22 protein-coding genes are annotated in these 21,116 nt (G+C 69.4%); 15 read left to right on the top strand and 7 right to left on the bottom strand.

The window, feature by feature from the left end; genetic code table 11:
• Positions 1–190: 190 nt before the first annotated feature.
• Positions 191–1,204 carry a 2-dehydropantoate 2-reductase gene (locus ACG04R_RS26895; protein WP_394417337.1) on the bottom strand — a complete coding sequence of 338 codons (1,014 nt, stop codon included), beginning with the start codon at positions 1,202–1,204 and terminating at the stop codon, positions 191–193.
• A gap of 12 nt (positions 1,205–1,216) precedes the next feature.
• On the bottom strand, positions 1,217–1,753 hold the full coding sequence (locus ACG04R_RS26890; RefSeq protein ID WP_394417334.1) for an Mpo1 family 2-hydroxy fatty acid dioxygenase: 537 nt from the start codon (positions 1,751–1,753) through the stop codon (positions 1,217–1,219).
• Between the two features lie 94 nt (positions 1,754–1,847).
• Here ACG04R_RS26890 and ACG04R_RS26885 point away from each other — a divergent pair, with 94 nt between their 5' ends.
• Positions 1,848–2,456, top strand: coding sequence for a YceI family protein (locus ACG04R_RS26885; protein WP_394417331.1), 609 nt, complete (start codon positions 1,848–1,850; stop codon positions 2,454–2,456).
• Here the strand turns inward: ACG04R_RS26885 and ACG04R_RS26880 are convergent.
• From ACG04R_RS26880 to moaA, 4 genes are read right to left on the bottom strand one after another with little or no spacing between them, the layout of a single operon-like run.
• On the bottom strand, positions 2,445–2,966 hold the full coding sequence (locus ACG04R_RS26880; RefSeq protein WP_394417328.1) for a GNAT family N-acetyltransferase: 522 nt from the start codon (positions 2,964–2,966) through the stop codon (positions 2,445–2,447). The two genes, ACG04R_RS26885 and ACG04R_RS26880, sit on opposite strands and share 12 nt — an antisense overlap.
• Positions 2,959–3,519 (bottom strand): molybdenum cofactor guanylyltransferase MobA, encoded by a 561-nt coding sequence (gene mobA / locus ACG04R_RS26875; RefSeq protein ID WP_394417325.1) that lies wholly within the window; start codon positions 3,517–3,519, stop codon positions 2,959–2,961. The genes ACG04R_RS26880 and mobA overlap by 8 nt, the downstream gene beginning before the upstream one ends.
• Positions 3,516–3,812: a hypothetical protein gene (locus ACG04R_RS26870; protein WP_394417321.1), complete on the bottom strand. Its 297-nt coding sequence runs from the start codon at positions 3,810–3,812 to the stop codon at positions 3,516–3,518. Before ACG04R_RS26870 ends, mobA begins: the two co-directional genes overlap by 4 nt.
• Positions 3,812–4,915 carry a GTP 3',8-cyclase MoaA gene (gene moaA / locus ACG04R_RS26865; protein ID WP_394417318.1) on the bottom strand — a complete coding sequence of 368 codons (1,104 nt, stop codon included), beginning with the start codon at positions 4,913–4,915 and terminating at the stop codon, positions 3,812–3,814. The genes ACG04R_RS26870 and moaA overlap by 1 nt, the downstream gene beginning before the upstream one ends.
• A gap of 73 nt (positions 4,916–4,988) precedes the next feature.
• On the opposite strand from moaA, the gene ACG04R_RS26860 reads away from it, so the two are divergent.
• From ACG04R_RS26860 to paaZ, 12 genes are all read left to right on the top strand, one after another.
• Complete coding sequence (locus ACG04R_RS26860; protein WP_394417315.1) at positions 4,989–5,942, top strand: carbohydrate kinase family protein; 954 nt, start codon at positions 4,989–4,991, stop codon at positions 5,940–5,942.
• 122 nt (positions 5,943–6,064) lie between these two features.
• Positions 6,065–6,868, top strand: coding sequence for an enoyl-CoA hydratase-related protein (locus ACG04R_RS26855; RefSeq protein ID WP_394417312.1), 804 nt, complete (start codon positions 6,065–6,067; stop codon positions 6,866–6,868).
• Positions 6,868–7,296: a hydroxyphenylacetyl-CoA thioesterase PaaI gene (gene paaI / locus ACG04R_RS26850; RefSeq protein ID WP_394417310.1), complete on the top strand. Its 429-nt coding sequence runs from the start codon at positions 6,868–6,870 to the stop codon at positions 7,294–7,296. Before ACG04R_RS26855 ends, paaI begins: the two co-directional genes overlap by 1 nt.
• Positions 7,293–8,591 (top strand): phenylacetate--CoA ligase PaaK, encoded by a 1,299-nt coding sequence (gene paaK / locus ACG04R_RS26845; protein WP_394417307.1) that lies wholly within the window; start codon positions 7,293–7,295, stop codon positions 8,589–8,591. Before paaI ends, paaK begins: the two co-directional genes overlap by 4 nt.
• Positions 8,592–8,601: 10 nt before the next feature.
• On the top strand, positions 8,602–9,606 hold the full coding sequence (paaA, locus tag ACG04R_RS26840) for a 1,2-phenylacetyl-CoA epoxidase subunit PaaA (protein ID WP_394417304.1): 1,005 nt from the start codon (positions 8,602–8,604) through the stop codon (positions 9,604–9,606).
• Positions 9,606–9,899, top strand: coding sequence for a 1,2-phenylacetyl-CoA epoxidase subunit PaaB (gene paaB / locus ACG04R_RS26835; protein WP_394417301.1), 294 nt, complete (start codon positions 9,606–9,608; stop codon positions 9,897–9,899). The genes paaA and paaB overlap by 1 nt, the downstream gene beginning before the upstream one ends.
• Positions 9,899–10,669 carry a 1,2-phenylacetyl-CoA epoxidase subunit PaaC gene (paaC, locus tag ACG04R_RS26830; RefSeq protein ID WP_394417298.1) on the top strand — a complete coding sequence of 257 codons (771 nt, stop codon included), beginning with the start codon at positions 9,899–9,901 and terminating at the stop codon, positions 10,667–10,669. Before paaB ends, paaC begins: the two co-directional genes overlap by 1 nt.
• Positions 10,663–11,133 carry a 1,2-phenylacetyl-CoA epoxidase subunit PaaD gene (gene paaD / locus ACG04R_RS26825; RefSeq protein ID WP_394417295.1) on the top strand — a complete coding sequence of 157 codons (471 nt, stop codon included), beginning with the start codon at positions 10,663–10,665 and terminating at the stop codon, positions 11,131–11,133. The genes paaC and paaD overlap by 7 nt, the downstream gene beginning before the upstream one ends.
• Positions 11,134–11,214: 81 nt before the next feature.
• Entirely contained in the window at positions 11,215–12,273 is a 1,059-nt protein-coding gene (paaE, locus tag ACG04R_RS26820) for a 1,2-phenylacetyl-CoA epoxidase subunit PaaE (protein ID WP_394417292.1), read from the top strand.
• Positions 12,273–12,890: a TetR/AcrR family transcriptional regulator gene (locus ACG04R_RS26815; RefSeq protein ID WP_394417289.1), complete on the top strand. Its 618-nt coding sequence runs from the start codon at positions 12,273–12,275 to the stop codon at positions 12,888–12,890. The genes paaE and ACG04R_RS26815 overlap by 1 nt, the downstream gene beginning before the upstream one ends.
• A 19-nt stretch (positions 12,891–12,909) precedes the next feature.
• Positions 12,910–14,055, top strand: a complete 1,146-nt coding sequence (locus tag ACG04R_RS26810) for an ABC transporter substrate-binding protein (protein ID WP_394417287.1) — start codon at positions 12,910–12,912, stop codon at positions 14,053–14,055.
• 85 nt (positions 14,056–14,140) lie between these two features.
• Entirely contained in the window at positions 14,141–16,189 is a 2,049-nt protein-coding gene (gene paaZ / locus ACG04R_RS26805) for a phenylacetic acid degradation bifunctional protein PaaZ (RefSeq protein WP_394417284.1), read from the top strand.
• 15 nt (positions 16,190–16,204) lie between these two features.
• Here paaZ and ACG04R_RS26800 read toward each other — a convergent pair whose 3' ends face one another.
• On the bottom strand, positions 16,205–16,954 hold the full coding sequence (locus ACG04R_RS26800) for a C40 family peptidase (RefSeq protein WP_394417281.1): 750 nt from the start codon (positions 16,952–16,954) through the stop codon (positions 16,205–16,207).
• Positions 16,955–17,191: 237 nt separating this feature from the next.
• Between ACG04R_RS26800 and ACG04R_RS26795 the strand changes: the two genes are divergently transcribed.
• Both ACG04R_RS26795 and ACG04R_RS26790 read left to right on the top strand, forming a co-directional pair.
• The gene (locus ACG04R_RS26795) at positions 17,192–19,096 is read left to right on the top strand and encodes a propionate--CoA ligase (RefSeq protein ID WP_394417278.1); all 1,905 of its coding nucleotides are present in this window, start codon (positions 17,192–17,194) and stop codon (positions 19,094–19,096) included.
• 46 nt (positions 19,097–19,142) lie between these two features.
• On the top strand, positions 19,143–21,116 hold the full coding sequence (locus ACG04R_RS26790) for a M3 family metallopeptidase (protein WP_394417275.1): 1,974 nt from the start codon (positions 19,143–19,145) through the stop codon (positions 21,114–21,116).

The following is a 21,116-nucleotide window of genomic DNA, read 5'->3' as shown; positions in this document are numbered from 1 at the left end:
GGGTTGATGCCCGCAGGCGTCGGGCCTCGGGCGGAGCGCAGTGTCTGGAGCGGTGTGCGGCGCGGCGATGCCCGTGCGACCGAAGCGGCAAAGCGGGCGCCGAGCCCGGCGCAGCCGCGACGAGATCGATCGCCGGGTAGGGCGGGTGACGAACTAGGGGCGGTGCCGGGCGCCGGCAGCGCGCATCAACTCAGGACAGCCCCAGTTCGCGGAGCAGTTCGCGTGGCAGATACGGCTGGCGGCGTTGCGGCCAGGCTTCCACGAGGGCCTGCATGCGCGCGTTCAGCGGTGCCGTGCGGTGCAGGCTGCGGGCCAGGCGCACGACCTCGCCGCACAGCGCGTCGATCTCGGTGATGCGGCCAGCGCCCAGGTCGTCGGCCATGCTGGAGCGTGCCTTGGCGTCGATGCGCAGCATGCGCGCCGCGATCAGCCGGAACAGCGGCGTGGGCAGGCGCAGCAGCTTCAGCAGCCGACGCGGCGGCAGCGGCGAGAGCTGGGCGACGGGGCGTTGCGCCGCGTCCAGCAGGTCCAGCGCCTCTTCCTGCAGCGCGGCCAGCACGCGCCGGTAGCCGCGCTCCAGCAGCTCGTCGCGCAGCGGCCGGCCCGAGAGGGCGTTGACCGGGTTGTTCAGGTTCATCAGCAGCTTGCCCCACTGCACGGGCGCGAGGTCGGCGTGGAGCTTGAGCTTCATGCCGACGCCGGCCAGCGCGGCCTGCCATGCCACCAGCGCCACGTCGGCCGCGGTGCCTTCAGCGGCCAGCACGCCGCCGGTGCCGCGGTGGTAGTGGCCGGGCGACAGCTCGGCGATGTTGAAGGGCACCATGCCGGCGTGCCAGCGCAGCTGCGGTGCGACGGCGCGTGCCTCTGCCGCGTTGCCGATGCCATTCTGCAGGCTGACGACGGGCGTTCCCTCGGGCAGCGCCAGTGCCAGCGTCGTGGCGGCCGTGGTGGTGGCGCCGGACTTCACGCACAGCAGCACGAGGTCGGGCTTCAGGCCGGCCGGTGGCTCTTCGTGCAGCCGCAGCTGCAGAGGCGGGATGTGGCGGTCCAGGCCGTCCTGGTCTGTCAAACGCAGACCGTGCTTGCGCAGGTGGGCCAGCACGCGCGGCCGGCCGACGAAGTGGACGGGCACGCCGGCAAGCTGCGTGAGGCCGCCGACGAAGCAGCCGACGGAGCCGGCGCCCATGACGAGAACGCCGGTCATCCGGACTGGACGTCAGGGATGGGCGAGGTCGCGCAGGTGGGTGGGGCCCACGCGGCGTTCGATCTCGGCCAGCAGCGGGCGGCCCCAGCCGAGCATGAACATGGCCTCGCCGACGACGAACATCGGGCCGACGAGCAGGCCCACGAGGTCGTCGACGAAGGCGGGCTTCTTGCCCTCGTAGTAGTGGCCGATGAACTGGAACACCCAGCCGACGACGAAGCTGCCGACGCCGATGGCCAGCCAGCTCGCCATCGAGCCCTGCGCGGCCGTCATGGCCAGCGCGGTGAGCACGCCGTTGACCAGCGCGGTGGCCACGCCGAGCATGATGTTGCCTCGTGTGAGGTACCACAGTGCCGACAGCGCCCACAGCACGATGGCGGCATTCATGGGCGTCGTGCCGACGCTGAATTCGACGCGGGCCAGCAACACGCTGATCGCGAAGACGATGAGCGGGATGCCGATGAAGTGCGTCGTGATGTTGCGGCGGTCGCGGTGGTAGGCGGCGTATTGCGCCATCAGATCGAGCGCGGGACGGAACAGGCTGGCCATGACGGGGCTCCCGTGAGGAGATGGTGGCTATGCTAGTCCAGCTGCGCGCGGGAACGCCGTGCGACGGCTTTCAGAACCCCCGCGGAATCCCCAGTTGAGCACGCAAACGACAAGTCGCCGACAGCTGCTGATCGGCCTGGCCGCCCTGGCGGGCTGCACCGACGTCCCCTTGGTGACACCGGCGTCGACCGAGCGGGGCGGTGATGAGCTGCGCGTGCTGGTCTGGCGCGGCGGCACGGCGGCGCGGCTGGGGCACAACCATGTGCTGCGTGCCGGCGACCTGCGCGTGGACTGGCCCGCCGCGGGCCCGGTGCTGCGCTTTCGCCTCGATGCGCTGGCCATCGACCCGCCCGTGCTGCGCGCGCGCATGGGCGATGGCTTTGCCAGCATCGTGGACGACGACGCCCGCGCCGGTACCAAGGCCAACCTGTTGAAGGCGCTGGAGGCCGCGGCGCATCCGGAGGTCGTCGTGCGCACGTTGCAGCAGGTGGGGGAGGGCGCGCGGCGCGCGGTGGAGGCGGAGATCACGCTGCACGGCGTCGCGCGGCGGCAGTGGTTCGTCGCCGAGGTCGACGGCCGGCGCGCGCGCGGCGAGGTCGTCGTCCGCCAGAGCGACTTCGGCATCCAGCCGTTCACGGTGCTGGGTGGGCTGCTGGCGGTGCAGGACGCGCTGGTCGTGCAGTTCGAAGTGCTACAGCCTTAGGGCCATCAAATCCTTGTCCAGCCTGCGACCGTCGGGCAGGCGGATGGCATCCGGCAGGCGGCCGTAGCGCGTGAAGCCGACGCTTTCGTACAGGCCGATGGCGGCGCGGTTGCTCGTCGTCACGCTGAGCGTGACCTGCGCCAGTCCGTCCGTGGCCTGCAATCGGGCGATGGTGGCGGCCAGCAAGGCCCGGCCGATGCCGCGGCCGCGGTGCGTGTCGGCCACCATCATGCCGACGAGGTGGGCGATGTGCTGCACCTTGCGGCGCGGCTCGCGCTCGCAGGTCAGCGCGCCGACGACGCGGCCGCGGTCCAGCGCCACCAGCGTGAACAAGGTACCGCCGTTCGTGCCGCCGGCGAGGCGGCTGCGGTAGCTGGCGAGGTCGCGCAGGCTCTCGGTCTCGGCATCCGACGTGAAGGCCTCGGGGTGGCCCGCCAGTATGGCGTCGCGCAGCGCCTTGTAGCCGAGCAGGTCAGGCTCGAGCATCGGGCGGATGGAGACCTCAGCCATGCAGGTCGGCCAGCGTGTTGAGGTTGGCGAAGGCGGCCTCGTCATCGAACTGCGCGACGCCGTGCGGCTGCGAGCGCATCCAGCGCAGCACGGCGCGGCCACCGCCGTGCAGGTGGGCGGCCAGCGGTTCGCGCAGGCGGGCGTGCAGCAGCGCATGCGTGGGGTGCTCGCGCGTGGCCTGCGCGAAGGCGAGGCCATGCCTTTCGGCCGCGCCGAGAAGGCGTTCGGCCAGGTCCGGCGGCAGGTGCGGGCAGTCGCAGGGGGCGGTCAGCAGCCAGGCGTCGGGGGGCAGCGCGTTCAGCCCCGCCAGCATGCCGGCCAGCGGCCCGGCGAACTCGAGGCCGGGTGGGTCGGCCAGCACGTCGTGGCCCAGTGCGGCGTAGGCATCGAGGTTGCGGTTGGCGCTGATCAGCACGTGGTCGGCCTGGGGACGCAGGCGTTCGGTGACGTGAACCGCCAGCGGCCGGCCGTGCAGCAACTGCAGGCCCTTGTCCACGCCGCCCATGCGGCTGCCGCGGCCGCCGGCGAGCAGCAGAGCGACGACGCGGCTCATGGCGGCGGCTCTCCCGGCGCACCGGGGAAAGCATCGGCCTCGCGACGCGGCCCGCGCATGACGGCGACCACCCAGCAGCCGATCAGCCAGGTCCCCACCATCGTCAACCCGAACAGCGAGGCGCCGATGACGAGGTAGTCGATCAGCAGCTGGGCGCGCGTGGCGTCGTTCACCAGCCCGGGTTGATGGAAGCCCTTGAAGAAGTCCCCCACAGCCCACGGCACGGCCAGGCTCGCCACCACCGCCAGCGCCGTGCGGCGTTGCAGCTTCCTCGTGAACCAGCAGTCGCGCATCAGCCGCCGATGTAGTGCATCTCGACACGCGGCTCCGCCCCGGCCGCAGCCGTGCCGCGCAGCTGCGAGTAGCGGTCCTCGCGGCCCGTCCACACGCCGGCGATGGCGCCGGCGAGCTGGTCGTCGCTGACCGGCTGTGCGTCACGCAGCAGGCCGCGCAGGTCGTGCCCGCGGTGCGCGAACAGACAGGTGTAGAGCCGCCCCTCGGTCGACAGCCGCGCGCGGTTGCAGTCGCCGCAGAAGGCCTGCGTGACGCTGGAGATGAAGCCGATCTCGCCGCCGCCGTCGGCGTAGGCCCAGCGCTCGGCCGTCTCGCCCGGTGCGCTGTGCGACAGCTGCACCAGCGGGAACTCGGCGGCGATGCGGCGCTGCACCTCGGCGCTGGGCAGCACCTGGTCCATGCGCCAGCCGTTGGTGGCGCCGACGTCCATGTACTCGATGAAGCGGAGCACGACGCCGCTGTGCCGGAAGTGCCGCGCCATCGCGAGGATCTCGCCGTCATTGACGCCGCGCTGCACGACCATGTTGACCTTGACCGGCCCCAGCCCGGCATCCTGCGCGGCGCGGATGCCGGCCAGCACGTCGGCGACGGGAAAACCGACGTCGTTCATGCGTTGGAAGACGGCGTCGTCCAGCCCGTCCAGGCTGACCGTCAGGCGCTTGAGGCCGGCCGCGCGCAGGCCGGTGGCCTTCTTCACCAGCGTGGAGCCGTTGGTCGTCAGCGTCAGGTCCAGTTCGCGGCCATCCGGCGTGCGCAGTTGGGCCAGCATCTCGATCAGCGACTCCAGCCCGCGGCGCAGCGTCGGCTCGCCGCCGGTGATGCGCAGCTTCTCGACGCCCAGACCCGTGAAGACGCGCGCCAGCCGCGTGATTTCCTCAAAACTGAGGAGGTCGGCATGGGGCAGGAATTCGTGGTGCTTGCCGAACACCTGCTTGGGCATGCAGTAGCCGCAGCGGAAGTTGCAGCGGTCCGTCACCGAAATGCGCAGGTCTCGCAGGGGCCGGCCCAACCGGTCGGCCAACGGCAGGCCCGGCGGCGGCGTCACGGCGGCCAGGGGGCGCAGCGAGCGGGTGTCGTGCAAGGGAATCACGCGGGCGGACATGGGCCAATTGTGTCAGCCGAGCCAAGTCCGAGGGACTTGCGGGTCTGCTGGTGGCGCGTTTGAATGCATGGGAATGACCCAATTCCTGCACCCCGATCTGCCGCATTTCATTGCCTTCGGTGAAGCCTTGACGGACCTGATCCGCACCGGGCCGGACCGCTGGCGCAGCGCCTGCGGCGGCTCGCCGTGGAACGTGGCGGTTGCGATGTCGGCGCTGGGCCAGCTGAGCGCCTTCGCGGGCGGCATCAGCCGCGACCCTTTCGGTGCCGAGATCTGGCAGGCCAGCCAGGACGCCGACCTCGACTTGCGCTTCATCCAGCAACTGCCGCGGCCGCCGCTGCTGGCCGTGGTGCACGAGACCGACCCGCCGCGCTACTTCTTCATCGGCCAGGACAGCGCGGACCTGCATTTCCGCCCCGAGGGCCTGCCGGCGGGCTGGACGCGCTCGCTGCGCTGGGCGCACTTCGGCAGCCTGGGCCTCGTGCGCGAGCCGCTGGCCGGGCGGCTGCTGGCGCTGGCCGAGGCGCTGAAGGGGGAGGGCCGTCTCATCAGCTACGACCCCAACTTCCGCTCGCCACCGATGGACGCCAGCTACGACGACACGCTGGCGCAGATGTGCCGGCTGGCCGACGTCATCAAGGTGTCTGACGAGGACCTGCGCGGCCTGTTCCGCGTGGCGGACTACCGCAGCGGCCTGGCCCAGATCGTGGCCTGGAACCCCGGCTGCTGGCTGCTGCTGACGCGCGGCGAGGCCGGCGCGACGCTGTACCACGGCGTGGAGGAGTGCAGCGGGCTGCCGCCGCGGGTGGATGTGGTGGACACGGTTGGCGCCGGCGACTCGGCAATGGCCGGCCTGCTGGATAGCCTGATGCGCAACGCCGCCGCTCCGATCGAGCAGCACCTGCGCTGGGCGCTGGCGGCGGGTTCGGCGGCCTGCACGGCACCGGGCTTCGCACCGCCGCGGCCAGCACTGGTGGCGGCGCTGGCCGAGGAGGTGGACATCGCCGAGGGAGAGTCGGCGGCCTAGGCCCGGCGTCGGCTGTGTCCGAGCCGCTTCTGGACAGGATTTCGGGGTTTTCCCGCGGGTTTCTTGATTCTGGTCAAGGTCGCATCTACGATTAACCGACCGGTCGGTAGAGAAATGATGCCATGTCCGAAACCCTGATCCAGAGCGAACAGCACGGCGCCGTCCGCCTGCTGCGCCTGAACCGCCCCGAGGCGCTGAACGCCTTCACGGCCGCCATGCTGGGCCAGTTGCGCCAGGCGTTGGAAGCCGTGGCCGAGGACGCCCAGACGCGCTGCGTGCTCATCACCGGCGCGGGCCGGGCGTTCAGCGCCGGGCAGGACCTGGCCGACCCGCACGTCGCGCCCAGCCGCGAGCCGGGCGCTGCGCCCAAGGACATCGGCCACGTGCTGGAGCACTACTACATCCCGCTGGCGCTGCGGCTGCGCAGCCTGCCGGTGCCGGTGGTGGCGGCCGTCAACGGCGTGGCGGCGGGCGCCGGCGCCAACCTGGCGCTGGGCTGCGATGTCGTGCTGGCGGCCGAGGGTGCCAGCTTCATCCAGGCCTTCTCCAGGATCGGCCTCATCCCGGACTGCGGCGGCACCTGGCTGCTGCCGCGCCTTGTCGGCCGCGCGCGTGCGCTGGAGCTGACGCTGCTGGGCGACAAGGTCAAGGCGCCCGAGGCGCTGCAGCTGGGCATGATCGCCCGCGTGGTGCCCGATTCGGCGTTGCTGGACACGGCCCTGGCGCTGGCGCAGCGCCTGGCCGGCATGCCCACCCGCGCGATGGCCGAGACGCGCCGCGCGATGGACGACGCGATGAAGCTGGACTACGAGCCGGCCCTCAGGCGCGAGGCCGCGTTGCAGAGCCAGCTCGGCTTTGCGCACGACTTCCTCGAAGGCACGGCGGCCTTCCTCGAGAAGCGCACGCCGCAGTTCAAGGACCGCTGATGGACCCGCAAGCCGTTGCCGAGAAGGTCCGCGACGTGATGCTCGCGGACGATGCCGCGAGCAGGATGCTGGGCATGCAGGTCACCGAGGTCGCACCCGGCCGCGCCGTGGTCAGGATGACGGTGCGGGCCGACATGCTCAACGGCTTCGCCATCTGCCACGGCGGGCTGATCGCCACGCTGGCCGACTCGGCCTTCGCCTTCGCCTGCAATGCCCGCAATGCGCTGACGGTGGCGTCAGGTTTCGGCATCGACATCCTGAAGAGCGCGAAGTTGAATGACGTGTTGACGGCGACGGCGGAGGAGACATCGCTGGCCGGCCGCACGGGGCTGTACGACATCACGGTGAAAAACCAGAACGGCGACCTGATCGCCATGTTCCGTGGGCGCTCCTACCGCCTCGGCGAACGCAAGGTGTTCGAAGCATGACCGTCAAATCACCCCGCCCCGGCGAGCTCGAAGCCATCGAGACGGCCAGCCGCGACGAACTGCAGGCCCTGCAGCTCGAGCGCCTGCGCTGGAGCCTGCAGCACGCCTACGACAACGTGCCGCACTACAAGGCGAAGTTCGACGAGAAGGGTGTGCACCCGTCGGAGCTGAAACAGCTGTCCGACCTGGCGAAGTTCCCGTTCACGACGAAGCACGACCTGCGCTCGAACTACCCGTTCGGCCTGTTCGCCAAGCCGCGCGAGCAACTGGCGCGCATCCATGCCTCCTCCGGCACCACGGGCAAGCCGACGGTGGTGGGCTACACGCTCAAGGACATCGACAACTGGGCCAATCTCGTCGCGCGCTCCATCCGCGCCGCGGGCGGCCGCGCGGGCGACCTGGTCCACGTGGCCTACGGTTATGGCCTCTTCACCGGCGGCCTGGGCGCGCACTACGGCGCCGAGCGGCTGGGCTGCACGGTCATCCCGATGAGCGGCGGCCAGACCGAGAAGCAGGTGCAGCTCATCACCGACTTCAAGCCCGACATCATCATGGTCACGCCCAGCTACATGCAGGTGCTGATCGAGGAGTTCACCCGCCAGGGGCTGGATGCGCGCGAGTCGTCGCTGAAGGTGGGCATCTTCGGCGCCGAGCCCTGGACCGAGGCGATGCGCAAGGAGATCGAGGCCGGCGCCGGCATCGACGCGGTCGACATCTACGGCCTGTCGGAAGTGATGGGCCCGGGTGTGGCCAGCGAGTGCGTGGAGAGCAAGGACGGCCCGGTCATCTGGGAAGACCATTTCTACCCCGAGATCATCGACCCCGACACCGGCGAGGTGCTGCCCGACGGCAGTGAGGGCGAGCTCGTCTTCACGTCGCTCTCCAAGGAGGCGATGCCCGTCATCCGCTACCGCACGCGCGACCTGACGCGCCTGTTGCCGCCCACCTCGCGCAGCATGCGCCGCATGGGCAAGATCGTCGGCCGCAGCGACGACATGCTCATCATCCGCGGCGTCAACCTGTTCCCGACGCAGGTCGAGGAGCTGGTGCTTCAGGAGAAGGGCCTGGGCGGCCAATACCAGCTCGTCGTCACGCGTGACGGGCATCTGGATGAACTGCTGATCCGTTGCGAACTGGCCATCGGGGCGGCGGACGACGGCATCGGCCGGCGCCTGGCCGAGCGCATCAAGAACCTGATCGGCGTGACGGCCACCATCCAGGTCGAGCCGAACAACTCCATCGAGCGCACGCTGGTCGGCAAGGCCCGCCGCGTCGTCGACCAACGCAAGAAGTAAGGAGCGAGCGATGTACACGCAAGCCATGGACCTGATGGCCCGCGAGGCCAAGCCCAAGGTCGTGAAGAGCGCCGAGGACCTGGCCCGCGAGGAAGCCTTCGAGGCCCGCATCGATGCCGGCGACTTCATCGAGGCCAAGGACTGGATGCCCGACCACTACCGCAAGACGCTGGTGCGCCAGATCAGCCAGCATGCGCACAGCGAGATCGTCGGCATGCTGCCCGAGGGCAACTGGATCACGCGCGCGCCCACGCTCAAGCGCAAGGCCATCCTGCTCGCCAAGGTGCAGGACGAGGGCGGCCACGGCCTCTACCTCTATGCCGCCGCCGAGACGCTGGGCACCAGTCGCGACGAGATGACCGAGGCGCTGCTGTCCGGCAAGGCCAAGTACAGCTCCATCTTCAACTACCCGACGCTGACCTGGGCCGACATCGGCGTCATCGGCTGGCTGGTGGACGGCGCGGCCATCATGAACCAGGTGCCGCTGTGCCGCTGCTCCTACGCGCCGTATGCGCGGGCCATGATCCGCGTCTGCCGCGAGGAGAGCTTCCACCAGCGCCAGGGCTACGAGAGCCTGCTGACGATGATGACCAAGGGCACGGCCCAGCAGAAAGCCATGGTGCAGGACGCCGTGAACCGCTGGTGGTGGCCGTCGCTGATGATGTTCGGCCCTGCCGACAAGGACTCGCCCAACTCCGAGCAGAGCATCCGCTGGGGCATCAAGCGCGTCACCAACGATCAACTGCGCCAGAAGTTCGTCGACGCGACGATTCCGCAAGCCGAGATCCTCGGCGTGACCGTGCCCGACCCCGACCTGAAGTGGAATGAGGCGCGCCAGAGCTACGACTTCGGCACCATCGACTGGGCCGAGTTCTGGCGCGTCGTCGGTGGCGAAGGCCCCTGCAACCGCGAGCGCCTGGCCGCCCGCAACAAGGCCTGGGACGACGGCGCCTGGGTGCGCGACGCCGCGCTGGCCCACGCGCGCAAGCAAGCCGTTAAACAAGAGGCAGCGTGATGAGCAATCCGAAGAATGAATGGCCGCTGTGGGAAGTGTTCGTCCGCAGCAAGGCGGGCCTGGACCACAAGCACTGCGGCAGCCTGCACGCGGCCGATTCGGCGATGGCCATCCAGATGGCCCGCGACGTCTACACGCGCCGGCAGGAAGGCACCAGCATCTGGGTCGTGCGCTCCGAGCAGATCGTCGCCAGCGACCCCACGGAAAAGGGCAGCCTGTTCGAGCCGGCTGACGACAAGGTCTACCGCCATCCGACGTTCTATGAACTGCCGGACGAACTGAATCACATGTGATGGCCATGGACGCCAAGACCCTCTACGTGCTGCGCCTGGCGGACACCTGCCTCATCCACAGCCAGCGGCTGTCCGAATGGACCGGTCACGCGCCGGTGCTGGAGGAAGACCTCGCGCTGGGCAACATCGCACTGGATCTGCTGGGCCAGGCCCGCGCGCTGCTGACCCATGCCGGCCAGCTCGAAGGCGCCGGCCGCGATGAAGACCAGCTCGCCTTCCTGCGCGAGGAGCGCGAGTACCGGAACGTCATCCTCGTCGAGTTGCCGAACGCAGCGGCCAGCCCCAGCGACGGCAGCGGCGGCCGCGACTTCGCGCTGACGACGCTGCGCAACGCTGCGATCTCGATCTGGCTCGAGCTGCTGTACGGGCGCCTGCAGGCCAGCCCCGACGCCGAGCTGGCCGGCATTGCCGCCAAGTCGCTGAAAGAGGTGCGCTACCACCGCCAGCACAGCAGCGACTGGGCCGTGCGCCTGGGTGATGGCACGGACGAATCCAAGGCCCGCATGCAGGCCGCGCTGGGCGTGCTGTGGCCGTACTTCAACGAGCTGTTCGCCGCAGAAGGCACGGAGGGTGTCGGGCCCGCGTGGAGCGAGCTGGAGGCCGACTGGCGCGCCCGTTGGGCCACGCTGATGCTTGAGGCCACGCTGACGCTGCCCCGCGACAGCGCGATGCAGCCGCGCGGCATCGACGGCGTGCACAGCGAGCACATGGGCCACCTGCTGGGCACGATGCAGTTCCTGCAGCGGGCCTACCCTGGGGGGACGTGGTGAACCTGGAAAGCGCTCGCGCCAAGCTTGCCGCCGTGCCCGATCCAGAGATTCCCGCGGTGACGCTGGTGGACCTGGGCATCGTGCGCGACCTGCGCGAGACGGCCTCGGGCGTCGAGGTGGTGCTGACGCCGACCTACTCCGGCTGCCCGGCCACCGAGCTGATCGCCGACGACGTGCGCGCTGCGCTTGCGGAGTTCGGCGACGTGACCGTCACGCTGCAGCGTGCGCCGGCCTGGAGCACCGACTGGATCACGCCCGAGGGCCGCCAGAAGCTGCAGCACTACGGCATCGTGCCGCCGCAATGCAGCGCCGAGCAGGCCATCCGCGTGGTCCCGAAGCTGCGCTGCCCGCGCTGTGACGGCGGGCGGACCGAGCAGCTGTCGCGCTTCGGCTCCACGGCCTGCAAGTCCACCTGGCGCTGCATCGAATGCGGCGAGCCTTTCGAATACTTCAAACCCATCTAAAGACATGAAGCCCCCACGTTCACTTCGTTCACTGCTCCCCGAGGGGGCGCCAGTGCCCTTCGGGCGGCCGGGCGGGCACTGATGGCTCTGCACTTCCACCCCCTGCGCGTGACCTCGGTCGAGCGCGACACCGACGACGCGATGGTCGTCGGCTTCGAGGCTCCACCCGAAGGCTTCGCTTTCGAACCCGGCCAGTACCTGACGCTGCGCGCCATGGTCGGCGGGCAGGAGCTGCGCCGAAGCTATTCCATCTGCTCGGACCGACGCCTTCAGGTCGGCATCCGTCGCGTCGACGGCGGCGCGTTCTCGACCTGGGTGCACGAGCAGCTGAAGCCCGGCGATGTCGTCGAGTCCTACCCGCCGCAGGGCCGCTTCGTGCTGCCGTCGTCCAGCGAGGGCCGCCATGTGCTGCTGATCGCTGGCGGCTCGGGCATCACGCCCATCCTGGCCATCCTGACCGCGTTGCTGGAGCGCGAGCCGACATCACGCGCGACGCTGATCTACGCGAACCGTCGCACGGCGTCGACGATGTTCAAGGAAGAGCTCGAAGACCTGAAGAATCGCTTCATGACGCGGCTGTCGCTGCACCTCGTCTTCAGCCGCGAGGCGGTCGATGCGCCGCTGTATGCCGGCCGACTGGACGCGGGCAAGCTCAGCGCCTTTCTCGCCGGCCCGGTGCCGGCGGCCAGCCTGGACGAGGTTTTCGTCTGCGGCCCGTTCGAGATGAACGACCAGGCCGAGGCGGCGCTGCTGGGTCATGGCGTGCCGGCCGAGCGCATCCACATCGAGCGCTTCGGAACACCCGATACGTTGAGCGGCCGGCCTGCGCCGCACGAGGTCAAGCCGGGCGATGCGCCCGAGGCACGCGTGACGGTCATCCGCGACGGCCTGTCGCGCGAGATCGAGTTCTTCTCAACAGACCCCAGCCTGCTCGACGCCGCCGCGCGCGAAGGCATGGACGTGCCGTTCTCGTGCAAGAGCGGCGTCTGCTCCACCTGCCGCTGCAAGCTCGTCGAGGGCGAGGTGCGCATGGACAAGAACTTCGCGCTGGACAAGGCCGAGGTCGCCGCCGGCTTCATCCTCAGCTGCCAGGCGCACCCGCTGACCGAGCGTGTCGTCATCTCTTTCGACGAGCGCTGATGGCCCGCAAACGCGCCCCCACCTTCGAAGCCCAGCGCGAGGACATCCTCGCCGCCGCCGCGCGTCTGTTTGCCGAGCAGGGCTTCCCCGCCACGTCGATGAACCAGGTCGCCGAGGCCTGTGGCGTGGCCAAGCCGACGCTTTATCACTACTTCCAGGACAAGCAGGAGTTGCTGGCCCAGATCTGCGACGGCCATGTCCACGCGCTGTTGAAGCTGGTGGAGGAGGTCAAGGCGCAGCAGCTCGCGCCGGACGCGCAGCTGCGCACGCTCATCGAGCGCTTCACGCGCGCCTACGCCAATGCCCAGGCCCAGCACCGCGTGCTGACGAGCGAGATCAAGTTCCTCGCCGACGCCGAACGCGAGCGGCTGCTGGACGTGGAACGCCAGGTCGTCGGCGAGTTCGCCACGGCGCTGTCGCTGGTGCGACCCGAGTTGCGCGACGCCAGGCTGCACAAGCCGCTGACCATGCTGCTTTTTGGCATGATCAACTGGACCTTCACCTGGCTGCGGTCCGACGGCGAGCTGTCGCACGAGGCGCTTGCGGCCCTGGTCAGCGACCTGTTCTTTGGTGGTCTCGGCGCGGTGCAGCCGCGTCAGCCCGCCGCCATTCAATAACCCCGAGGAGACGACCCCCATGAAGCCCTTCAAGCAACTTGCCCTGGCACTCGCGGCCACGCTGAGCCTGGCGGCCCAGGCCGACATCAACGTCGGTGTCACCGTGTCCGCGACCGGCCCGGCGGCGTCGCTCGGCATCCCGGAGAAGAACACCGTCGCGCTGATGCCGACGACCATCGCGGGCCAGAAGGTCAACTACATCGTGCTGGACGACGCGTCCGACACGACCACCGCCGTCGCCAACACGCGCAAGTTCATCACCGAGAACAAGGTCGACATCATCATCGGCTCGACGGTCACGCCCAACTCGCTGGCGATGATCGACGCGGTGTCCGAGTCCGGCACGCCGATGATCTCGATGGCCGCGTCGGCCCGCATCGTCGAGCCGCTCGACGCGAAGAAGAAGTGGGTCTTTAAGACGCCGCAGAACGACATCATGATGGCGCTGGCCATCGTGACGCACATGGTCGACCATGGCATCAAGACGGCCGGCTTCATCGGCTTCGCAGATGCCTACGGGGAGGGCTGGTGGACCGAGTTCAACAAGATCGCCGCGACCAAGCACCTCAACGTCGTCGCGAGCGAACGCTACAACCGCACGGACACGTCCGTCACCGGCCAGGTGCTGAAGCTGGTGGCAGCCCGACCCGACGCCATCCTCATTGCCGGCTCTGGCACGCCCGCCGCGCTGCCGCAGAAGGCGCTCAAAGACCGTGGCTACGCCGGCAAGATCTACCAGACGCACGGCGTCGCGAACAACGATTTCCTGCGCGTGGGTGGCAAGGACGTGGAAGGCACGCTGCTGCCGTCCGGCCCCGTGCTGGTCGCGGCGCAATTGCCGGCCGACCACCCGGTGAAGAAGAGCGCGCAGGACTACATCGCCAAGTACGAAGCCGCGAACGGCAAGGGTTCTGTCTCGACCTTCGGCGGCCACGCCTGGGACGCCGGCCTGCTGATGGCCGCCGCCGTGCCCGAGGCGCTGAAGAAGGCGCAGCCCGGTACGCCAGCCTTCCGCGCCGCGCTGCGTGACGCGCTGGAGAACGTGAAGAACGTGGCCGGCGCGCACGGCGTGTTCAACATGTCCGTCGGCGACCACCTGGGCCTGGACCAGCGCGCCCGCGTGATGGTCGAGATCAAGAACGGCGCGTGGGTGTTGATCAAGTGACAGCGGACCGAGCGCCGGGCCGCCCCAAGCCGGGCCGCATCCCCTCGGGGGATCGGCCGGCGTACTCGACGGACGAGGGGTCGACATGATTCTGCAAAGCTATATCGCCGGCCGCTGGGTCGGCGCCACGGCGGCGAAGCCCCTGGCCAGCGCCATCAACGGCCGCGTCGTCGCGCACACCCACGAGGAAGCGCTGGACTTCGCCGAGGCGATGAGCTTTGCGCGCGGCACGGCCTTGCCCGGCCTGCTGCGCACGCATTTCCAGGACCGCGCTCGCGTGCTGAAGGCGCTGGCCGCGTACCTGCTCGAACGCAAGGAACAGCTCTACGCGATCAGCGCCCACACCGGCGCGACGCGGGCCGATTCGTGGATCGACATCGAGGGCGGCATCGGCACGCTGTTCGCGTACGCGTCCATCGGCGGCAAGGACCTGCCCAGCAGCAACGTGCTGCACGAAGGCCCGGCCATGCGGCTGGGCGCCAACAATCACTTCATCGGCAGCCACGTGTTGGTGCCCAAGCGCGGCGTGGCGCTGCACATCAACGCGTTCAATTTCCCGATGTGGGGGATGCTGGAGAAGTTCGCGCCGAGCTTCCTGGCCGGCATGCCTTGCCTGGTCAAGCCCGCAACGGCGACCAGCTATGTCGCCGAAGCTTGCGTGCGGCTGATTGTCGAGTCCGGCCTTGTGCCCGCGGGTGCGCTGCAGCTCATCATCGGCGGCACGGGCGACCTGTTCGAGCGGCTGGACGAGGCCGACGTCGTGACCTTCACGGGCAGCGCCGACACGGCCCTGCAGTTGAAAGCGCATCCGAACCTGCTGAGAAAGAGCATCCCTTTCAACGCCGAGGCCGACAGCCTGAACTGCGCCATCCTCGCGCCCGACGTGACGCCGGCCGACCCGGAGTTCGACCTCTTCATTAAGGAAGTGGCGCGCGAGATGACGGCCAAGGCCGGCCAGAAGTGCACGGCCATCCGCCGCACGCTGGTGCCGCGCCATCTGGTTGACCCGGTCGCCGCGGCGCTGAAGGCCCGGCTGGCGAAGACGGTGGTGGGCGACCCCGCCGTCGAGGGCGTGCGCATGGGCGCGCTGGCCAGCAAGGCCCAGCAGGCCGACGTGGCCGAGCGTGTCGCGCAACTGGCCGTGCAGTGCGAGGTGCTGCTGTCAGCCAAGGACGGCTTTGCGCCGAAGGGCGAGGGCGTCGGCGACGGCGCCTTCTTCGCGCCGACGCTGCTGCTCGCCCGCGACTCCGCAGCGAGTGACGCGCATCACCTCGAAGCCTTCGGCCCGGTGACGACGCTGCTGCCCTACGGAGATTTCGACGAAGCGCTGCACCTCGCGACGCTGGGCCGCGGCAGCCTGGTCGGCACCGTCTGCACGAAGACGCCGGCGCTGGCCGCGCAAGCCGTGCCGACCTTCGCCGCCTGGCACGGCCGCATGCTGGTGCTGGACCGCGAGGCCGCGCTGGAGAACACCGGCCACGGCTCGCCGCTGCCGAAGCTCAAGCATGGTGGCCCCGGCCGCGCGGGCGGTGGCGAGGAACTGGGCGGCCTGCGTGCGGTGAAGCACTACCTGCAGCGCTGCGCCGTGCAGGGCTCGCCGACGATGATCTCGGCCATCACCGGCGAATATCAGCGCGGCGGCGCCGTCACCGAGAGTGAGGTCCATCCGTTCCGCCGCTACTTCGAGGACGTCGAGGTCGGCATGAGTCTGCTGACCCACCGCCGCACCGTCGGCGAGGCCGACATCGTCGCGTTCGGCGGCCTGTCGGGCGACTACTTCTACATGCACTTCGACGAGGTCGCGGCCAAGGAGTCGCCGTTCGGCAGGCGCATCGCGCACGGTTACTTCGTGCTGTCGGCCGCGGCGGGTCTGTTCGTCAGCCCGGCCCCGGGGCCTGTGCTCGCGAACTACGGCCTCGAGAACCTGCGCTTCGTCACACCGGTCGCCATCGGCGACACCATTCAGGCGCGCCTGACCGCCAAGCGCAAGATCGACCGCCCGCCGCGCAGTGACCAGCCCGAGGAAGTTCCTCAAGGCGTCATCGGCTGGGACGTGGCCGTGACCAACCAGCGCGGCGAGCTGTGCGCGAGCTACGAGATCCTGACCTTGGTGGCGAAACGCGTGGCAGGCTGATGCCCGCCGTACCGGTCAGCGCGTCGATGGCGCTTCGGCCGCCGCCTTCAAATCGGCGCGTCGAGCGCCGGTGAAGCGCTTGGCCCAGTAGGCATCGCGCATGTCTTCCACGCGCACGGCGCTGCCGGTGCGGGGGGCGTGGATGAACTTGCCCTCGCCGACGTAGATGCCCACGTGGCTGAAGGTGGCGCGCATCGTGTTGAAGAACACGAGGTCGCCGGGCTTGAGTTCTTCCTTGCGCACGGCTGCCAGGCTGTTGGACTTGGCCTGCTCGTCGGCGCGGCGCGGCAGCACGAGGCCCACGCTCATCTCGAAGATGTGGCGCGTGAAGCCGCTGCAGTCGAAGCCGTTCTCCACCGAGTTGCCGCCGCGTGTGTAGCGCACGCCGAGGAAGTTCATCGCCGACAGCACGAGGTCGGAGGCGGTGTCGCGCACGCTGGCCAGCAGGCGGGATGACCCGCTGGGTTGCTCGGCAGCGGTCGTCAGGCCACGCTCGGCCAGGAAGCGGCTGACCGCGTCGCCGGCCGTGGCGGGCTGGGCAGCGCTGGTCTTGACGGCCGTTGCAGCCGGCGCGGCCTTGTCGGCGGCGGCTTGCTGCTGCTGCAGGCTCTGGCCGTAGGCGCCGGTCACTGTGCCCGGCGGCGGTGCGGCCGGGTTGACGGTCGCGGCCTGGGCCACACCTTGCGCATGCGCGGCGCAACCGATGACCAGGAGGCCGGCGGCAGCAATGCGATTCAGCAGGGTGGTGGTGGAGACCAGGGACATGCAGGACAGAGAGACCGGGGCGGGCCGCAGGGCGGTCGCGATAGCGGAGCGGGAGAGCGGCGCGAAGGTTAGGGGGCGACCCAGGCACCGTCAATCAAAGCGGACGTAAAGCTTGTAATTGTCAGGGCAAATCCGGGTCAATCGGGTCGTCTTATCCGTAAAAACCCTGGATTCCTTCACGCCACGGGCTTGAGCGAGGTCAGACTGTCGTCAGTGCTTGAGGTCAACACTTGGGGCATGACATCGATCGCCTACGCCGACTTCCACGCCCGCTCGCTGGCCGAACGGGACAGCTTCTGGGCCGAGCAGGCCAGCCGCATCGATTGGCACACGCCGCCGCAGCAGATCTGCGACGTCAGCCATCCCCCGTTCGCGCGCTGGTTCGTCGGCGGCACGACCAACCTGTGCCACAACGCGGTGGATCGCCACGCGGCCACTCGGCCCGACGGCCAGGCGCTGATCTGGGTGTCGACGGAGGTCGGGCAGGAGCGCGTCTACAGCTTTGCCCAACTGTTGGCCGAAGTCGAGGCGATGGCCGCGATACTCGCCGCGCAGGGCGTGGGGCAGGGTGATCGTGTGCTGATCTACATGCCCATGGTCCCCGAGGCCGCATTCGCGATGCTGGCCTGCGCGCGCATCGGTGCCATCCACTCGGTCGTGTTCGGCGGTTTCGCGTCGGTGAGCCTGGCCAGCCGCATCGAGGATGCGACGCCGAAGCTCGTCATCAGCGCCGATGCCGGCAGCCGTGCGGGCAAGCGCATCGCCTACAAGCCGCTGCTGGACGAGGCCATCGTGTTGTCCGCCCACAAGCCCGCCGCCGTGTTGATGGTGGACCGCGGCCTGGTGCCGTTCGAGCGCGTGGCCGGGCGCGACCTGGACTACGCCGAGTTGCGCCGCCAGCATGACGGCGCGCGCGTGCCCTGCGCCTGGCTGGAGTCCAACACGCCCAGCTACACGCTCTACACCAGCGGCACGACGGGCAAGCCGAAGGGTGTGCAGCGCGACGTGGGCGGCTACGCGGTGGCGCTCGCCACCAGCATGGACTGGATCTTCGGCGGCAGGCCGGGTGAGACCTTCTTCTCCACCAGCGACATCGGCTGGGTCGTGGGCCACAGCTACATCGTCTACGGCCCGCTGATCGCCGGCATGGCGACGCTGATGTTCGAGGGCACGCCGGTGCAGCCCGACGCGGCCATCCTGTGGAGCCTCGTCGAGAAGTACCGTGTGACGGTGATGTTCAGCGCGCCGACGGCCGTGCGCGTGCTCAAGAAACACGACGCTGCGCTGCTCAAGCGCCACGACCTGTCGAGCCTGCGGGCGTTGTTCCTGGCCGGCGAGCCGCTGGACGAGCCCACGGCACGCTGGATCTCCGAGGGCCTGAACGTACCCATCATCGACAACTACTGGCAGACCGAGACCGGCTGGCCGCTGCTGACCGTGGCCCATCACATCCCCGGCGTGCAGGCCGTGCCGACGCGCCTGGGCTCGCCCGGCGTGCCGATGTACGGCTACGGCGTCAAGCTGCTGGACGAGAACACCGGCGAGGAGCTGACGGCGCCCAACCAGAAGGGCGTGCTGGTCATCGAGCACCCGTTGCCGCCGGGCGCGCTGCAGACGGTGTGGGGCGACGACGCGCGCTTCGTCAACACCTACTGGAAGAGCGTGCCTGGCCGCGAGGTGTACTCGACCTTCGATTGGGGCCTGCGCGACGCCGACGGCTACACCTTCATCCTCGGGCGCACCGACGACGTCATCAACGTGGCCGGCCACCGCCTGGGCACGCGCGAGATCGAGGAGTGCGTCTCGGGCCACCCGGCCGTGGCCGAGGTTGCCGTCGTGGGCGTGGCCGACCAGCTCAAGGGGCAGGTTGCCATCGCCTTCGCCGTGCTGCGCGACCCGGCTCAGGCGTCGCTGAAGCTGGAGGGCGAGGTGCTGAAGCATGTCGATGCGCAGCTCGGTGCGGTGGCGCGGCCGGCGCGTGTGCATTTCGTGACCATGCTGCCCAAGACCCGCTCCGGCAAGCTGCTCCGCCGTGCGTTGCAGGCTGTGGCCGAGGGACGGGACCCGGGTGACCTGACGACGCTGGACGACCCGACCGCGCTGGCCCAGGTGAAAACCCTGTTGGGTATGTCAAACGGCTGAGCGCCCCGGTCCCATCAGAATCCTGGGCTCCCACAAGGAGACCCTGATGAAACCCGCCCAGATCACGCTGGCCGCGCTGCTGCTGACCGCAGTGGCCGCCCAGGCCCAACCCAAGCTGCCCGCGCCCAACTTCCCGACCTACGCCTCGGTGAAGGACGTGCAGACCCGCTGCGACGCCGGCCTCAAGGGCGCGGGCAAGCTCGTTACGCAGCTTGAGAAGCGCAAGGTCGACGCCGGCTGGCTGGCCGCGCTGGACGACCTGACCGTCTACCTCGAAGACCACCAGGCGCCCAACGATTTCGTCCTCAACGTCCACCCCGACAAGGCCATCCGCGACGCTGCCCAGGCCTGCTCGCTGCGCTGGGCCGACTTCGGTTCCAGCTTCGGCCAGAACGAGAAGATCTACCGTGCGCTGCAGCAGGCACCGAAGAAGGACGGTATCGACGCCGAGTTCGTGCGCCTGTCGTCCGGCCAGTTCGAGGACAGCGGCGTGGCGCTGCCCAAGGCCAAGCGTGAGCGTGCCAAGCAGATCCTGGACAAGCTGAGCGAGCTGGACCAGCAGTTCGGCAAGAACCTGCGCGACGCCGGCACCCGCGTCGCCTTCACCGAGGCCGAGCTCAAGGGCGTGCCCGCCTCCGTGTGGGAGAGGGCCAAGCGCGACGACCAGGGCCGCATCCTGCTGGGCGTGGACTACCCGAGCTACGTGCCCGTCATGCGCAGCGCCGAGAGTGGCGAGGCTCGCCAGCGCATGTGGCTGGCCAAGACCAACGAGGGCGGCCAGGCCAACCTGGACCTGCTGGCCCAGATCGTCACGCTGCGCGGCGAGTACGCCAAGCTGTTCGGCTACGACAACTACGTCGACTTCAACCTGCGCCGCCAGATGGCGAAGAACAGCGCCAACGCGATGCGCTTCCTCGACTCGGTGACCGGTGCCGTCAACGCCCGCGAGAAGGCCGAGCTGCAGGAGCTGCGCGCCGCCAAAGCCCAGCACCTGGGCACGGCCGTCGACGAGACCCGGGTCGAGCGCTGGGACGCGACGTTCTACAGCGAGCGCGTCAAGCTGCAGAAGTACAGCGTCGACCAGGACGCCTTCCGCCCCTACTTCCCGCCGCAGGCCAGCCTGGAGTTCGCGCTGCATGTCATCGAGAAGATGATGGGCGTGAAGTACACCCGCATCGACAACAAGCTGTGGCACGGGGAGGCGCAGACCTATGTCGTCAGCGACGTCGCCTCGGGCCAGCCCCTCGCGCAGCTCTACGTCGACCTCTACCCGCGCGACGGCAAGTACAACCACGCTGCCGTGTGGCCGCTGCGCGGCAGTGCCACGCGCCTGAACCGCACGCCAGCGGCGGCGCTGGTCGTCAACTTCGACCGCAACGGCCTGTCGCTGGACGAGGTGGAGACGCTGCTGCACGAGCTTGGCCACGCGGTGCACGTGAACCTCTCCAAGACCCGCTATGCGGGCGCGGCGGGCACGACCGTCATGCACGACTTCGTCGAGGCACCGTCGCAGATGCTGGAGGACTGGGTCTACGACAAGAACGTGCTCAAGCTGATGCAGGACGTCTGCCCGACCTGCAAGCCCGTGCCCGACGCGATGGTGGAGCAGGCCCAGGCCGCCAAGCACTACGGCAAGGGCATGCAGTTCGGCCGCCAGCACCTGTACGCGAGCTATGACCTGACGCTGCACCAGCAAGCCAGGCCCGAGCCGCTGCCGCTGTGGGCCAGGATGGAAGGCGCCACGCCGCTGGGCTATGTGCCGGGCACGATGTTCCCGGCCGGCTTCGCCCACATCGCCGGCGGCTATGGCGCGGGCTACTACGGCTACCTGTGGAGCCTGGTCGTGGCAATGGACCTGCGTACGGCGTTTGCGGCCGACAAGCTCAGCCCCGAGGTCGGAAAGCGCTACCGCGAGCTGGTGCTGGGCCAGGGCGCGCAGAAGCCGGCACCCGAGCTGGTCAAGGACTTCCTGGGGCGCGAGTCCAACTCGCAGGCGTTCTTCGAGTACCTGAAGAAATAA

This window comes from Pelomonas candidula (assembly GCF_043555985.1).
Taxonomy (GTDB): domain Bacteria; phylum Pseudomonadota; class Gammaproteobacteria; order Burkholderiales; family Burkholderiaceae_C; genus Pelomonas; species Pelomonas candidula.
This window is presented reverse-complemented; position numbering and strand designations above follow the sequence as displayed.